At 73.2% G+C, this 15,656-nt stretch carries 14 protein-coding genes; 7 read left to right on the top strand and 7 right to left on the bottom strand.

Features of this window, described 5'->3' with window-relative positions; translation table 11 throughout:
• The coding region (locus amrb99_RS47545; RefSeq protein WP_190868703.1) for a helix-turn-helix transcriptional regulator at window positions 1-273 on the top strand (273 nt) is incomplete at its 5' end.
• Window positions 274-351: 78 nt separating this feature from the next.
• Here amrb99_RS47545 and amrb99_RS47540 read toward each other — a convergent pair.
• From amrb99_RS47540 to amrb99_RS47530, 3 genes are all read right to left on the bottom strand, one after another.
• On the bottom strand, window positions 352-1,428 hold the full coding sequence (locus amrb99_RS47540; RefSeq protein ID WP_190868702.1) for a hypothetical protein: 1,077 nt from the start codon (window positions 1,426-1,428) through the stop codon (window positions 352-354).
• A 1-nt stretch (window position 1,429) separates the two neighbouring features.
• Complete coding sequence (locus amrb99_RS47535) at window positions 1,430-2,920, bottom strand: NAD(P)/FAD-dependent oxidoreductase (RefSeq protein WP_190868701.1); 1,491 nt, start codon at window positions 2,918-2,920, stop codon at window positions 1,430-1,432.
• Between the two features lie 121 nt (window positions 2,921-3,041).
• Window positions 3,042-3,323 (bottom strand): sulfurtransferase TusA family protein, encoded by a 282-nt coding sequence (locus amrb99_RS47530; protein ID WP_190868700.1) that lies wholly within the window; start codon window positions 3,321-3,323, stop codon window positions 3,042-3,044.
• A gap of 468 nt (window positions 3,324-3,791) precedes the next feature.
• On the opposite strand from amrb99_RS47530, the gene amrb99_RS47525 reads away from it, so the two are divergent.
• Window positions 3,792-4,133 carry an STAS domain-containing protein gene (locus tag amrb99_RS47525; protein ID WP_206700389.1) on the top strand — a complete coding sequence of 114 codons (342 nt, stop codon included), beginning with the start codon at window positions 3,792-3,794 and terminating at the stop codon, window positions 4,131-4,133.
• A 73-nt stretch (window positions 4,134-4,206) separates the two neighbouring features.
• Here amrb99_RS47525 and amrb99_RS50400 read toward each other — a convergent pair whose 3' ends face one another.
• Window positions 4,207-5,055, bottom strand: a complete 849-nt coding sequence (locus amrb99_RS50400; RefSeq protein ID WP_206700388.1) for a hypothetical protein — start codon at window positions 5,053-5,055, stop codon at window positions 4,207-4,209.
• A gap of 244 nt (window positions 5,056-5,299) precedes the next feature.
• On the opposite strand from amrb99_RS50400, the gene amrb99_RS47515 reads away from it, so the two are divergent.
• Window positions 5,300-7,489 carry an alpha-1,4-glucan--maltose-1-phosphate maltosyltransferase gene (locus amrb99_RS47515; RefSeq protein ID WP_190868698.1) on the top strand — a complete coding sequence of 730 codons (2,190 nt, stop codon included), beginning with the start codon at window positions 5,300-5,302 and terminating at the stop codon, window positions 7,487-7,489.
• A 78-nt stretch (window positions 7,490-7,567) separates the two neighbouring features.
• On the opposite strand, the gene amrb99_RS47510 is transcribed toward amrb99_RS47515, so the two are convergent.
• A complete protein-coding gene (locus tag amrb99_RS47510; protein ID WP_190868697.1) occupies window positions 7,568-8,455 on the bottom strand; it encodes an STAS domain-containing protein in 888 nt (295 codons plus the stop codon).
• Between the two features lie 3 nt (window positions 8,456-8,458).
• Entirely contained in the window at window positions 8,459-8,788 is a 330-nt protein-coding gene (locus amrb99_RS47505; RefSeq protein ID WP_190868696.1) for a hypothetical protein, read from the bottom strand.
• 340 nt (window positions 8,789-9,128) lie between these two features.
• On the opposite strand from amrb99_RS47505, the gene treS reads away from it, so the two are divergent.
• From treS to amrb99_RS47485, 4 genes are all read left to right on the top strand, one after another.
• Window positions 9,129-11,093: a maltose alpha-D-glucosyltransferase gene (gene treS / locus amrb99_RS47500; protein ID WP_241756628.1), complete on the top strand. Its 1,965-nt coding sequence runs from the start codon at window positions 9,129-9,131 to the stop codon at window positions 11,091-11,093.
• A gap of 2 nt (window positions 11,094-11,095) precedes the next feature.
• Window positions 11,096-12,526 (top strand): phosphotransferase, encoded by a 1,431-nt coding sequence (locus amrb99_RS47495; RefSeq protein WP_190868695.1) that lies wholly within the window; start codon window positions 11,096-11,098, stop codon window positions 12,524-12,526.
• 105 nt (window positions 12,527-12,631) lie between these two features.
• Window positions 12,632-13,777: a C40 family peptidase gene (locus amrb99_RS47490; protein ID WP_190868694.1), complete on the top strand. Its 1,146-nt coding sequence runs from the start codon at window positions 12,632-12,634 to the stop codon at window positions 13,775-13,777.
• A gap of 181 nt (window positions 13,778-13,958) precedes the next feature.
• Window positions 13,959-14,945, top strand: a complete 987-nt coding sequence (locus amrb99_RS47485) for an aldo/keto reductase (protein WP_190868693.1) — start codon at window positions 13,959-13,961, stop codon at window positions 14,943-14,945.
• A 76-nt stretch (window positions 14,946-15,021) separates the two neighbouring features.
• Here the strand turns inward: amrb99_RS47485 and amrb99_RS47480 are convergent.
• On the bottom strand, window positions 15,022-15,656 hold a 635-nt coding region (locus amrb99_RS47480; protein WP_190868692.1), incomplete at its 5' end, for a protein phosphatase 2C domain-containing protein.

The raw sequence follows: 15,656 nt of genomic DNA, 5'->3' as shown, positions 1-15,656 counted from the left end.
GGTCCGCTGCGGGAGCGCGCCGCCGACCTCGCGCGCCGCGCCGGGGCCCCGCTCGGCGGCGACCGGCGCTCCCCCGGGCTCGGCCTCACCCCGCGCGAGACGGAGGTGCTGCGGCTCGTCGCCGCCGGGCGCAGCAACCGGGAGATCGCCGAGGCGCTGTTCATCTCGGTGAAGACCGCCAGCGTGCACGTGTCCCACATCCTCGGCAAGCTCGGCGTCGCCGGCCGCGGCGAGGCCGCCGCGGCCGCCCACCGGCTCCGGCTGTTCGACTAGCCGGCCGGGCGGCGCGGCCGGCGGCCCGGCGCGCGCGGTCGGGCGGTCAGGCGTGCGTGCGGTCAGGCGTGCGTGCGGTCAGGCGGTCGGGCGGAGCGGGACGATCCTGGTGGTGACGCGGGCGTTCGGGCGCTCCGCCGTGCCGGCCGCGCGGCCGCAGGTGTGGGACGCGACGTCGCCGCCGACGTGCAGGCCGGTCGGGACGAGCCGGTTCGTCCGGAACGCCAGCGACGGGTCGCGCAGCATCGGGTTCGACCAGGGGATCACTTCCGACAGCAGCGTGAACGTCGGGTCGATCACCTTGGTGACGCCGTCGTCGTCGACGACCTCCACCCAGGCGTGCACGACGTCGGGCAGCCCGACCACCCAGCCGATCCGGGTCGTCGCGGGCACGCCCTCCTCGCGGCAGAGCCGCTCGATGTAGCGGCTGGCGGCGCCGCAGCCGGCGAAGCCGCGCGGGACGAGGTCCGGGTCGTCGCGCAGCTCGACGGGCAGGCGCAGGTAGCGCGGCTCGGCGCCGATGAACTCGCGGACGATCGCGCGCAGCGCGGGGGCCCGCAGCACCGGGCAGTCGCCGACCGTCCGCAGCACCGCCGAGATCGCCATCGCGGGCCCGGACGACCGGGCGGTGGTCGCCGCCGCGTCGGGGGCGCCTGCGACGCGGCGTCCGCCGCGCCCCGGATGCGCGCGGACGTGGCGGACCGCCCCGCCGTACGCGCCGGTGCGGGGCCGGGCGAGCGCGTTGTGGGCGTCGGGACGGCAGCCGTCGGGGTCCCCGCAGGCGACGCGGAGCTCGAACCGGGACACGCGCGGCGCGATGAGGTCCTCGCAGGACGAGCGGGTCCAGCGCAGCAGCGACGTGACGTCCCGCTCGACCGGTGTGCGGCCCGTCCCGGAGTAGAGGGCGAGGTTGAACAGGTCGCGCGAGTCGAACCGCTCCCGGCCGCGCTCGCCGGTGGACGGCAGGCCGTGCCGGGCGAGCGCGGTCAGGGTCCGGTCGTCGCAGGCGAGCATCCGCGCCGCGTCGGCGCGTCCGGTGTCGGGGCGATGGTGGGCGGGTGGGATGACGTAGAGACCTTCGAGCGCGCGCAGCAGCCGGCGGTCGGCGCCGTCCCCGGCGCGGGCCCGCGCCGGGGACCTGTGTGCGGCGCCCACGTCAGCGCTTCACGATGCGGTAGTCGGACGGGTCGAGGGTGCGGGTCCGGCGGCGGTAGCCCAGCATCGAGCCGGGCCAGTTGCTGGCGTTGCGGCGGCGGCCGGCCGCGCCGGCGCCGGAGTGCAGGTACCAGCTGTCGCAGCCGCCGGCGTTCCAGACCGTCCCGTCGAGGCGGCGCTGGAGCGCGGAGTCGAAGTCGGCGAGCACGCCCTCCCGGACGTCCATGTAGAGCACCTCCGGGTCGCGCAACGCGCGGGCCGCCTGCACGATGTAGGAGATCTGGCTTTCGAGCATGTGCACCACCGACCCCGAGCCGACATTGGTGTTGGGCCCGTACATCAGGAAGAAGTTCGGGAAGCCCGCGACGGCCATACCCAGGTAGGCTCGCGGTCCGTCCCGCCATGCCTCGTCCAGGTCCCGCTCAGTGAGACCTGTCACGCGCATCGGGGCGACGAAGTCCCGCGTGCGGAAGCCGGTGCCCATGATGACGGTGTCGGCCGGGTGCTCGCGCCCGTCGGCGGTGACGAGGCCGTCCGGGGTGGCGCCGACGACCGCGCTGGTGACCACGTCCACGTGCGGGAGGTCGAGGGAGCGGTAGTAGTCACTGGAGATCAGGACGCGCTTGCAGCCGAGCTCGTAGCCCGGGACGAGGCGCTCGCGCAGCCGCCGGTCCTTCACCGACCACAGCGTGGTGCGGCAGAGCGCGCGGACGTGCGCCGACAGCAGCCGGCGGGCGCGCGGCGAGACCAGCATCGGGTTCAGCAGCGCCTCGAACCAGACGAACACCGCGAGCCGCGACAGCCGGGGCAGCAGCGGGATCCGCCGGTTGAGGGCGGTGCGCAGCCGCGGGTAGCGGCGGTCCCACTTCCAGCCGACCCACTGCGGTTCGCGCTGGAAGACGGTCAGCTTCGCCGCGCGCGGCGCGATCCGCGGGACGAACTGCACCGCGCTCGCGCCGTTGCCGACGACCGCGACGGTCCGTCCGGTGAGGTCGTGGCCGTGGTCCCAGCGCGCGGAGTGGAACACGGTGCCCGCGAAGTCCTCCAGCCCCGGGACGTCCGGCATCGCCGGGACGCTCAGCTGCCCGCAGGCCGCGACGAGCAGGTCGGCCCGGTGCATTTCGCCCCCGGCCGTCCGCAGGTTCCACTGCCCGGTCTCCGGGTCGAAGCCGGCGCGGGTGATCTCGCAGTCGAACCGGATGTGCTCCAGGACGCCGTACTTGCGCGCGCAGTGCCGCAGGTAGGCGAGGATCTCCGGCTGCGGCGCGAACCGCCGCGACCAGTCCGGCTTCGGCTCGAACGAGTAGGAGTACAGGTGGGACGGGGCGTCGCAGGCGGCGCCCGGGTAGGTGTTCTCCCGCCACACGCCGCCGACGTCGCCGGCGCGCTCGAACACCGTCAGGTCGGTGAAGCCGGCGCGGAGCAGCCGGGCGGCGAGCCCGAGCCCGCTGAAGCCGCCGCCCACGATCGCGATCGACGGCCGTCCCCGCATGCCCGTCACATCCCTCGCTGATTGGCGCTACGCCAATAGTGACGGACGTGCCGTCAAAATGAAACGGCGGGACCGCCCCGGACGGGACGCGGACGGCGGTGGCCGGTAGAGGACGGGTCGCTCAGCCGTGCGCGGCAGGGCGCCAGGGCGAATCGGGTTCGGTGGCGCGCGGGCGCTCGGCGACGCGCAGCGCGTAGGTGGGGGTGTCGGCGGCGACCGGGCCGAGGTAGGCGTGCCCGGTCAGATGGCACCAGGCGGGCAGGTCGATCGGCGCCGCCGGGTCGCTGGCGATGAGGTGGACGACCGTCCCGGGCTCCAGGCCCGCCAGGTGCCCGCGCAGCTCCAGCAGCAGCCGCACGCAGGAGCGGTCCCCGCCGTCGATGACCACCGGTTCCGAACCCATCCGGCCTCCCCCAGCGCCCGCGTCTCCGGCGGGCATTCACCCCATGGGGAAATATAGGGCTTTGTGGGCTCCGCTCGCCGCGGAACAACCCGCGCCGGACGGCTGTTGCACTAAGTGGGATCACGCGCCGCATCGGCGGTGGACGGTCCCGCCGGAGCGCCGGCAAGGGCGATCGACAGCTCGTCGGTGCGGCTTCGGAGCAGCGGCGACCGCATCCGGCCGCCGTCCGCGAAATCCCGTCGGAGTCACCGCCCGGGGTCGCGCATGCGCGCATCCGAAGCGACGAACACGGAGCAATCGGAAGCGAACGCGATGATCGACAATATGAGGGACCGGCGCCCCACTCTTGACCCTCTCTTTCAGGCTTCGTCCAGCTTTGGGGCTTACAGTCGCAGTGAAGCACCCCCAGAAGTCACCCACGTGAGGAACCTGACCTTGGGGCGAGCCATGGATCTCGGAGCAGCACGAGTGGAGAGCACGGAGACCTGCGGGACGGTGTCCTTCCCCGCGGAGGTCGACCTGAGCAACGGCGAGGCGATCCTCGCCCAGGCCCTCGGGCTGCTCGACTCCGGGGCGCCCGCCCTCATCCTCGACCTGTCCGGCTGCACGTTCTGCGACTCCAACGCGCTGAACATCATCCTGCGCTCGCAGATGCGCGCCACCGAGCTCGGCGTGCCGATGTGGGTGGTGCTGCCGCCGCGCGGCATCGTCCGCCGGGTCGCCGAGGTGGCGGGCCTGCCGCGCCGCGTCGCCATCGCGCCGGACGTGACGACCGCGCGCGAGGCGCTCGAACCCGTTCCGCACGCCTGACCCGTCCCGCACATCCGCCCCGCCCCGCCCCGGCGGCGGCCGGTCCGCCGGGTCGCGCGTCCTTCCCCGCGGTTCAGCCGACGCGTTCGATCCGGGCGTGCCGGATCAGGAACTTCCCCGCCTCGCGCACCTGCTCGAACGCCGCGTCGTTCAGCAGCACGCAGCTGCCCGACGCGGACGTGACGGCGACCGTGGTGGACCTGCCGTTGTCGAGGTTCGTCACCTTCACCTTCGTCCCGACCGGCAGCCGGTCGCTGGACGCGGCGGGCGCGCCGGCCTCGCCGGACAGCGTCACCGTCGACCCCGGGCACACGACGTCGCCGCTCCTGGACGCCGCGGGCGCCGTGCTCCGCGCGGACGGGGTGGGCGCCGCGCTGGAGGACGGCGCGGGCGCCGCGCCCGAACCGCCGGCCGCCGCCTCTTCCTCCTTGCCGCAGAAGGACTCGGTGAAGGCGTCGACGGCCTCGCCCCGCGCCTTCCTCGCCCGCGCGCCCAGGCACAGCGACGTGACCTTGTTCGCCGGCCCGAGCCCGCTGGTCGCGTTGACGGCATCGGCGAACCGCTCGCGCTGCCGGCAGTGGAAGGCCAGCCCGAAGTCCAGCTTCGCGTCGCCCTTCGCCGCCTGCGCGTCCACCGCCCGGCAGATCGCGCTGACCTGCATCGCGGGTTTCTCGCCCTTCGCGCGCGCCGCCTGCCGCTGGTTCTCCAGCTCCGCGAACTGCGTCTGGTCGCACTGCTCGGCGGCGGCGACGTCGACCGCCCGGCCCGCCGCGATCTGCCGTTGCAGGGCGGCGCACCCGGACGACTCCGCCGCCACCCGTCCCGCCTGCCGCTGCTCGCCTCCCCCGCACGCGCCCGCGCCGAGCACCGCCAGCAGCCCGGCCGTGCCGAGCACCGCGCGCACCGCATTCCGCCGCATCATTCGAACCGCTCCTTCCGGTGGGGAACTCGCCTGGGTTACGAGCCCCGGCGGACGGCCGGTTCATAGATCAACTCCGCCTTAAATCCGCCCGAACTCCGCCTCGACCGGGGCGTTCGCGTGCCGCGGCGGGGCGCCGCCGCGCGTGATCTCTTTGCGTGATCTTGTGCTTCGCGGGATGCCGCGCGCCCGCCGGCCGGGCATGGATCACGAGGACCGACGCGGACGGGTGTGGGAGCGGGGCGCGATGCAGGTGCAGCCGACGGGCGGACTCGGGCGGATCCCGATCCTGGAGGTGGCCCCGGTGGTGGGGGGCGGCCGGTGGCCGGCGAAGGCCGTGGTGGGCGAGACCATCGAGGTGTCGGCGACGGTGTTCCGCGAGGGGCACGAGATGCTCGGCGCGGCGGTGGTGCTGCGCTCGCCGGACGGGATGGAGCAGCCGGGCGAGCGGATGTCCGAGGTCGGTGTCGGGCTGGACCGGTGGGCGGCGCGGGTGACGCCGGACCGGATGGGCCAGTGGTCCTTCCGGGTGGAGGCGTGGGGCGACCCGATCGCGCACTGGTGGCACGACACGCAGATCAAGGTCCCCCGCGGCCAGGACGTCGAGCTGATGCTCGCCGAAGGCGCGGCCCTGTTTACCCGCGCGGCACGCGACGTCCCCGCGAAGGACCGGCGGACGCTGGCGCGGCTGGTCCGCGTCCTGTCGGACGGGGACACTGACGCCCTCGTGCGGCTCGCCGCCGCCGAGCATCCCGATGTCGCGGACGTGTTGGAGCGGCATCCGCTGCGGGATCTGCTGACGGTGTCGGAGTGGTACCCGCTGGTGGTGCACCGGCAACGCGCCCTGTACGGCGCCTGGTACGAGTTCTTCCCCCGCTCCGAAGGCGCCACCCACGACCCCATGGGACGCCGCGGCCCCCTGTCCGGAACGTTCCGCACCGCCATGAAACGCCTGCCCGCCATCGCCGACATGGGCTTCGACATCGTCTACCTCCCCCCCATCCACCCCATCGGCACCACCCACCGCAAAGGACCCAACAACACCCTGGACGCCGGCCCCTACGACCCCGGCTCACCCTGGGCCATCGGCTCCCCCGACGGCGGCCACGACGCCATCCACCCCGACCTCGGCACGATCGCCGACTTCGACGCCTTCGTCGCCTACGCCTCAGACCACGGCCTGGAAATCGCCCTCGACCTGGCCCTGCAATGCTCCCCCGACCACCCCTGGGTCACCCAGCACCCCGAATGGTTCACCACCCGCGCCGACGGCACCATCGCCTACGCCGAGAACCCGCCCAAGAAATACCAGGACATCTACCCCCTCAACTTCGACAACGACCCCGACGGCCTCTACACCGAGGTCAAACGCATCATCCACCACTGGATCGACCACGGCGTACGGATCTTCCGCGTCGACAACCCCCACACCAAACCCGTCGACTTCTGGGAACGCCTCCTGGCCGACATCGCCACCACCGACCCCGACGTCCTGTTCCTCGCCGAAGCCTTCACCCGCCCCGCGATGATGCACACCCTGGCCAAAATCGGCTTCCACCAGTCCTACACCTACTTCACCTGGCGCAACACCGCCGACGAACTCACCGACTACTTCACCGAACTCACCGGCCCCACCGCCGCCTACATGCGCCCCAACGCCTTCACCAACACCCCCGACATCCTCAACGAATACCTCCAACACGGCGGCCGCCCCGCCTTCCAGATCCGCGCCATCCTCGCCGCACTCCTCTCCCCCACCTGGGGCATCTACTCCGGCTACGAACTCTGCGAGAACACCCCCGTCCGCCCCGGCAGCGAGGAATACCGCGACTCCGAGAAATACCAATACCGCCCCCGCGACTGGGAAGCCGCCGACCGCGACAACACCACCATCGCCCCCCTCATCACCCAGCTCAACACCCTCCGGAAACTGCATCCGGCCCTGCAGAGGCTGCGGAACCTGCGTTTCCACCACGTCGACCAGCCCGAGCTGCTGGCCTTCTCCAAACGGCATGGCGACGACGTCGTGCTTGCGGTCGTCAACCTCAATCCGCACCAGCCGCGCGAGGCGACGGTCCACCTCGACCTCGCCGCACTCGGCCTCCCCGACGACCCCGACCGGCCCTTCACCGTCATCGACCAGTTGGACGAGGCGACATACACGTGGCGGAAGGCGAACTACGTCCGGCTCGATCCGCACATGCGTCCCGCGCACGTCTTCACGATCCAGCGGGACGAGGAGAGCCCGGATCGCGAGGACGGCCACGTCCCCGCCGCCTCGTCCGCCGCACCGTCCGCCCCGTCGGCCGCACCACCCGCGCCGTCGGCCCGGTCCGCCCCGCCTTCCGGCGCGCGGGCACGACGGACGGGCACGGGCCGCCCCGTCCGCGACTCCCTGCGCGCCGCGCGCGATCGGCTGCGGCCGGGCGGGAGCTGAGCGAAGGGACGGGACGGCCCGCTCGCATCGGTCCCGCGGTGGCGGTCCCCGATGCCGTGGTGACGGGAAGGCGGCCGGTCAGGCCGGTCCCGCGCCGAGCGCCCGGCCCTCGCCGGACCGGCAGGCGCTGAACACCGAGCCGAGCCCCTCGCGGTCGATGATCTCGCGGAGCCGGGCGGGCAGCCCGGGCAGCGAGAGGCACCCGCCCTCGGCGGCGACCCGCCAGCGGATGCCGAGCAGCACCGGCAGCGGGTCGCAGCGCACCCCGAGCCGGTCGCCCATCCGCACCATCAGGTGCCGCAGGTCGCCCTCGACCAGCGAGGTCAGCGTCTCGCCGAGGCGCCGGACGGTGACGGGGTCGAGGACCCCGGACAGGTGCACCACGGTGTGGTCGCCGTCGCCCGCCTCGGCCGTGGTGATCAGCAGCTCGGGCGGGGCGGCGGACGGGGTCGGCGCGAGCCCGGCGTCGGCGGGGTGCAGGGCACGGATGGCGTCCAGCACGTGCCCGGTGTCGACGGTCGCGGTCTCGCCGGGCACCACCGGCGCCGCGGTCGCCTGCGCGACGTCCTCGAACACCGGGACGAGGCTGGACAGGCCGGTGAGGTGCAGCGCGCGCCGCACGGGGGCGGCCGTCGCGGGCACCACGGCCCGCAGCGGGCAGCCGAGCAGCTGCGCGCGGGTCTCGGTGCGGGCCAGGAGCACCAGCCCGGACGCGTCCAGCAGGATCGAGTCGCCGAAGTCGACGACGACGCCCTTGCGGGGCCGGCCCGCGGCGAGGCGGTCGGTGGCGGGGCGGTCGGTGGCGGGGCGGTCGGGGGCGAGGTCGCCGGCGGCCACCGCCAGCGCGCGGGAGACCCCTTCCCTGATCCCTGCGTAGTTGCGCCAGCTGATCTGCGCGGGCAGGCGCAGCACGATGAACCCTTGCCGGGTGTCCGTCCGCAGGCCCGGCACGGTCGTGTCCTTCATCTGTCACATCCCGATCGGGGTACGCGCGGCGGTACGGGCCGGGGCGGGCCCGCCGGTGGGCGGCGTCACGGGGGCGGACGCGGCGGCGCGGCCCGGCGGCACCGGGGCCCGCTCGCCGTCCGGATACGGCGGCCGCGCGCCGCGGACGACGCCCGTGAGCCGGGACGCCGCGAGGCGCTCGATGGTCCGGGCGTCGGGCCGCATCCCGAGATGGGTGCAGCAGCACCACAGGTCGTCCACGCAACGGCGCACGTTCTCGGCCGGAATGTCGGCGAAGCGAACGCGCAGCCGCGCCACGAGGTCGTCGCGCGTCGGTCCGGCCGATGGCGACATCTCCCAGCGCTCCACTGTCCCTCCGATCGGTCTGGACGAGACGAGAAGATCGCCCGTCCGGGCGGGTCGGCAGCTGCCCGCGCGGCAGGTTCCGAGCTTGGAAGGGACCTACCCGGCGCCTGGGGCGGAAACGGCGCCGACCCTAAAGGTCCGGGCATGACACGCTCGCCGCGCGGTAAGTCCCGCGGCCGTTCGGGCACGGGATCCACCGCGGCCCGGGAGCGGCGCTCCGGTCACGGAGAGTACCGAGATTTTTACGGATGGTTGCCTGTCGCGCACGCCCTCGCGACGGACGGCGGGAATTGCTGATCTAGATGTCGCCGACACTCCGGGATGGTCCATGCACGCCCAGCCGAAGTACTTCACCTGCAGGACGTCCGGCCAGGTCGCCGACCCGGAGGCCGATCGCGGCCTCGCGCGGGGCGGGATCGGGGCGGAGCGGGCCGCGCCGGCGGCGGGGGCCGTCCCGGACCCCTTCGCCGAGGGCGCTCCGCACACCCCGCACTGGTTCAAGACGGCGGTGTTCTACGAGGTGTCGGTGCGGGGGTTCTGCGATTCCAACAATGACGGGTACGGCGATCTGCGCGGCCTGATCTCCAAGCTCGACCATCTGGAATGGCTCGGCGTCGACTGCCTGTGGCTGCTGCCGATCTACCAGTCACCGCTGAAGGACGGCGGCTACGACATCGCGAACTACACCGAGATCCTGCCGGACTTCGGGGAGCTCGGTGATTTCGTGGAACTGATCGAGGAGGCGCATGCCCGCGGTATCAGGGTGATCGCGGATCTGGTGATGAACCACACCTCGGATCGGCACCCGTGGTTCCAGGCGTCGCGGACCGATCCGGACGGGCCGTTCGGTGACTTCTACATGTGGAACGACACCGACGACAAATACCCCGACGCCCGCATCATCTTCGTCGACACCGAGTCCTCCAACTGGACCTACGACCCCGTCCGCGGCCAGTACTACTGGCACCGCTTCTTCTCCCACCAACCCGACCTCAACTACGACAACCCCGCCGTCCAGGACGCCATGCTGGAAGTCCTGCGGTTCTGGCTCGACCTGGGCATCGACGGATTCCGCCTGGACGCCGTCCCCTACCTGTACGCCCGCGAAGGCACCAACTGCGAGAACCTCCCCGAAACCCACGCCTACCTCAAACGCGTCCGCGCCGAGGTCGACCGCCTCTACCCCGACCGCGTCCTGCTCGCCGAAGCCAACCAATGGCCCGCCGACGTCGTCGAATACTTCGGCGACCCCGGCGCCGGCGGCGACGAATGCCACATGGCCTTCCACTTCCCCGTCATGCCCCGCATCTTCATGGCCGTCCGCCGCGAACAGCGCTACCCCATCTCCGAGATCATGGCCCAGACCCCCAAGATCCCCGAATCCTGCCAATGGGGCATCTTCCTACGCAACCACGACGAACTCACCCTGGAGATGGTCACCGACGAAGAACGCGACTACATGTACACCGAATACGCCAAAGACCCCCGCATGAAAGCCAACATCGGCATCCGCCGCCGCCTGGCCCCCCTCCTGGACAACGACCGCAACCAACTGGAGTTGTTCACCGCCCTGCTGCTGTCCCTGCCCGGCTCCCCCGTCCTGTACTACGGCGACGAGATCGGCATGGGCGACAACATCTGGCTCGGCGACCGCGACGCCGTCCGCACCCCCATGCAATGGACCCCCGACCGCAACGCCGGCTTCTCCCAATGCGACCCCGCACGCCTCTACCTGCCCGTCATCATGGACCCCATCTACGGCTACCAGGCCGTCAACGTCGAAGCCCAGGTCAACAACCCCGGATCACTCCTGCACTGGACCCGCAAGATGATCGAGATCCGGCAGCGCCACCCCGTCTTCGGCGTCGGCACCTACGTCGAACTGTCCGCCTCCAACCCCTCCGTCCTCGCCTTCACCCGCGAGATCGACGAGGCCGACCAGGACCGCTGGGGCGGGATGGACACCGTGCTGTGCGTGGCGAACCTGTCGCGCTTCCCGCAGCCGGTCGAGCTAGACATGCGGCGGTTCGAGGGGTACTCCCCCGTGGAGTGCATGGGCGGCGTGCAGTTCCCGGCCATCGGCGAACTGCCCTACCTGCTCACCCTCCCCGGCCACGGCTTCTACTGGTTCCAGCTCATGCCCCCCGACGCCGCGCCCGTCGATCCGCTCGACGACCTGCCCCCGGGCCCGCCCGCCGACCCGCCCGCGGCCCCGCCCGTGGCTCCGGCGCGCGGGGACGGCCCGGCGGACACCGCCGGGGAACCCGGAAGCGGCACGGAGAAGGACGGTTGAAGGTGCTGCCACCCGAAAGCGTCCTCACGCGGGACCTCGCGGAATGGCTGCCCCGGCAGCGCTGGTTCGGCGGCAAGGACAGCCCCATCGAGGACCTGTCCATCGGCACCGCCACCGAGCTGCGGGCCGGCGACCCGGGCCTGTACCACCTCGTCCTGGACGTCCGGCAGGACGGCGCGACCGACCGCTACCAGCTCCTGCTCGGCGTCCGCCGCGACCTGCCCGGACGGCTCGGGTACGCGCGGATCGGCGGCCCGCCCGGCGGCGGCGCCGCCATCAGGCAGCACACCTACGACGCCGTGCACGACCCGGACCTGACCCGGACGCTGCTGGAGCACCTGGCCGCCGGTGCGTCGGTCGGCCCGCTGCGCTTCCGGCACGTCCCCGGCGCCCGCATCCGGACGGACCTGACGAGCCTGCCCATCACGGCGGAGCAGAGCAACACCTCGCTGCTGTTCGGCGACGCGTACATCTGCAAGCTGTTCCGCCGGCTCAGCGAGGGCGTCAACCTCGACCTGGAGGTCAACCTCGCGCTGACCCGCGCCGGCTGCGAGCACGTCCCCGCCGTGCACGGCTGGATCGAACTGGCGCCCGGCGGCGACGGCACCGCGGGCGGCGAACCCGTCACCCTCGGCCTGCTGTCGGACTACCTGCGCACCGGCGCGGACGGGTGGAGCCTGGCGATCGCGAGCGTCCGCGACTGGTTCGCGCACACGACGCCGCTGGACGACGAGTGGGCGGAGCTGGACGCCAGCGCCGCCGGCGGCGACTTCGCCGCCGAGGCCGAACGGCTCGGCGCCGCCACGGCGGACGTGCACCGCGCGCTCGCCGACGCGTTCGGCGTGACGGTCGTCCCGGCGGACGAGGTCCGCGCGCTGGCCGCGCGGATGAACGAGGAGCTGACCGGGACGTGCCGCGCCGTGCCCGGCCTCGCCCCGCACGCCAAGGCGCTGACCGGCGCCTTCATCGACCTGGCCGCGCAGGCGGAGCCGCTGCCGGTGCAGCGGGTGCACGGCGACTACCACCTCGGGCAGGTGCTGCGGTCGGAGTCGGGCTGGTCGCTGCTGGACTTCGAGGGCGAGCCGGCGCGCACGCAGAGCGAGCGCCGCGCCCTGTCGCACCCGCTGCGCGACGTCGCCGGGATGCTGCGCTCGTTCGAGTACGCGGCGCGGTTCCTCATCACCCGGTCCGGGACGGTGCCGCTGGAGTCGGGCGGCCACCTGGAGACGCGGGCGCACGCGTGGGCGGCCCGCAACCGGGCCGCGTTCTGCCGGGGGTACGCGGCGGCCGGCGGCGCCGACCCGGCCGCGCACGCGGTCCTGCTGCGCGCCTTCGAATTCGAGAAGGCGGTCTACGAGGTGCGGTACGAGGCGCGGAACCGGCCGGCGTGGCTGCCGGTCCCGCTGAAGTCGCTGGCCCATCTGACCGCTTGATCAAAGACACCGAATTCCGGCATCAATTCCCCTCCATGATCACGCAAAATCGGCCGGTTCTCCCCCATTCAAGTGCGGCCACCGGGTACCCGAACTGTCGGCGGGATGATCAACCGACGAGGGAAAACGGAGAGCACGCGAATGTGCATCGCACGTCACTCACATCGGGACGGCGCCGGCCGCACCGCACGCGCCGGCGGGGCCGCGCGCCGTACCGGGCCGGCGGTCCGGAAGCACCGGGCGATCGCCGTCGCCGTCACCGCGACCGCGGCCGGGTTCGCGCTGTCGGTCCCGATGGGCGCCCCGGCCAGGGCACAGCTCAACCCGATCGTCTTGAAGCGGCTCAACCTGGACGCCGGGACGCTGAGCAAGGTCAGGGCCTACGACCGCTACCGCACCAAGCTCGCCGAACAGCGCAGCGGCGCCAGGGAGGCGCTCGCGTTCGCGCGCAGGCAGATCGGCAAGCCGTACCGGTGGGGCGCGGCCGGGCCGTCCAGCTACGACTGCTCGGGCCTGGCGATGGCCGCCTGGCGCAGGGCGGGGGTACGGCTCCCGCGCGTCACCTACTCGCAGTACCGGTCGGTGGAGCGCAAGGTGGGCCTGGGCGCCCTGAGACCGGGCGACCTCGTGTTCTTCCACGGGCGAAGTCACGTCGGCATCTACGTCGGCCACGGCCGCTTCCTGCACGCCCCGCATACCGGCGCCCGGGTGAGGATCGACACGATGGGCGCGGCCCGAAAACGGGAGTTCGCCGGGGCGGTACGGCCCGGCGCACCGGCAAAACAGACATTTTCCCCGTCCATCCGCGAGCTCGTCGACAAGATAGACAGAATGGCGGCGCAGGATCGCGAGGCCCGGCGAAAGCCGCCAGATAAGCAGCGGACCCCCCATCTTCCGCCATCCGCCGACAGACCAGCGCACCACCCGAGAAACCCCTCGGCGAACACCCCCGCACATCCCGCGGCCCAGGCACCGCGAAGCGACGACACGTCGAACCACATCAGACCTGGCAGACCGGACAGAGATCCGGCCCCGCGGCCGAGGCACGTCAGGCCCGCCGCGCAGCACCCGCACCACGCGAACGCGGAATACGCGGACCACGCGCACGCGGACCACTCGAACACCGCGAACCACGCGAACCGACCGCACGGACGCCCCGGGGACGGCTCCCGGCCCGATTCCGGATGGCGGTCCTGGACACCGTTCGCGCACTCCGGGGCGTTGAAGGCGCCCGGACACGTACCCGGCTGATCCCCAGCGGCACCGCACACAGCACCCAGCACCACGACCGGCCACGACCGGCCACGACCGGCACCGCCCCGGCGACGCTCCGCCGCGGCGGGCGCCGCCCGCGCGCCGCCTCGGACGTCCGGCGTCCAGGGCGGCGCGCCCGTTTGATCTGGAGCGCACTCCAGGTGCTTGGCTTGGTGCCATGAAGTACACGCAGCTCGGCCGCACCGGCCTGAAGGTCAGCCGCCTCGTCCTCGGCACGATGAACTTCGGCCGCCACACCGAGGAGGCCGACGCCCACGCCATCATGGACTCCGCGCTCGACGCGGGCGTCAACTTCTTCGACACCGCCAACATCTACGGCGGCAAGGGCCGCACCGAGGAGATCGTCGGCGCCTGGTTCGCCAAGGGCGGCGGGCGGCGGGAGAAGACCGTCCTGGCGACCAAGGTGTACGGCGACATGAGCCCCGAGGGCGACCCGTGGCCCAACCGGGACCGGCTCTCGGCGCTGAACATCCGGCGCGCGTGCGAGGCGTCGCTGAAGCGGCTCGGCACCGACCACATCGACCTGTACCAGTTCCACCACATCGACCGGACGACGCCGTGGGAGGAGATCTGGCAGGCCGTCGACGTCCTCGTCCAGCAGGGCAAGGTGCTGTACGCCGGGTCGTCGAACTTCCCCGGCTGGGGCATCGCGCAGGCGAACGAGACGGCCGCGCGGCGCGGTTCGCTCGGCCTGGTCAGCGAGCAGTGCCTGTACAACCTGGTCGAGCGGCGCGCGGAGATGGAGGTGATCCCGGCGGCGCAGGTGTACGGCCTCGGGGTCGTCCCGTGGTCGCCGCTGCACGGCGGCATCCTGGGCGGCGTGCTGCGCAAGCAGAGCGAGGGCAGGACGGCCCGGTCCGGGTCCGGCCTGTGGGCGAAGATGCTGGAGGACCCGGCGGAGCGCGCGCGGATCCAGGCCTACGAGGACCTCTGCGACAAGCACGGCGTCGAGGCGGGGGACGTGGGCCTCGCCTGGCTGCTGACCCGTCCCGGCGTCACCGGCCCCATCGTCGGTCCCCGCGTCCAGGAGCAGTTCGACTCCGCGCTGCGCGCCGTCGAGCTGGAGCTGTCGGAGGAGTTCCTCGCCGCCCTCGACGAGATCTTCCCCGGCCCGGGCCCCGCGCCCGAGGCCTTCGCCTGGTAGGACGCCCGGGAGCCGCGACGGCGGCCGGCTCGGCCATCTCGTGGAGACGGTCGGCGGGGGTTCGTCCGGGCGCGGCTCAGGCGCGGCGGGTCCGGCGGGTCCGGCGGGCGCGGCGTCCCCTCCCGGCGGCGGCGCCGAGCAGCTGCGGCTCCCGCCGCGCCGGGTCCGCGGCGACGTCGGCGACGTCGGCGACGACGCAGGTGACGTTGTCCGGGGCGCCCGCCGCGTCGGCCAGCGCGATGAGGCGGGTGACGGCGTCTTCCGGACGCGCGGCCCCGGCCAGCGCGTCGCGGATCGCCCCGGCCGGGACGAAGCCGGAGAGGCCGTCGGAGCACAGCAGGTAGCGGTCGCCGGGCGCGGCGTCCTGCCGGAACAGGTCGGGGTGCTGGTCGCCGCCGGGCTGCAGCGCGCGCAGGAGCGTCGAGCCGAGCGGGTGGTCCGCCGCCTGCTCGGGGGTGAGCCGCCCGCTGTCGACGAGCGTCTGGACCATGGTGTGGTCGCGGGTGATCTGGAAGAGGTCGCCGCCGCGCAGCAGGTAGGCGCGGGAGTCGCCGATGTGCGCCACCGCGAACCCGGCGCCGTCCCAGGCCATGGCGGTCAGCGTGGTGCCCATCCCGCGCAGCTCCGGGTCGGCGGCGGCCAGCTCCTCCAGCCGCGCGGCCGCCCGCGCCACCGCCGCCGCGAGCGCGGCGGCGGGCTCGCCGGCCGCGG

This window comes from Actinomadura sp. RB99, from assembly GCF_014706005.1.
GTDB lineage: Bacteria > Actinomycetota > Actinomycetes > Streptosporangiales > Streptosporangiaceae > Spirillospora.
Note: the sequence above shows the minus strand (reverse complement) of the source record. Positions and strands in the feature narration are given on the sequence as shown.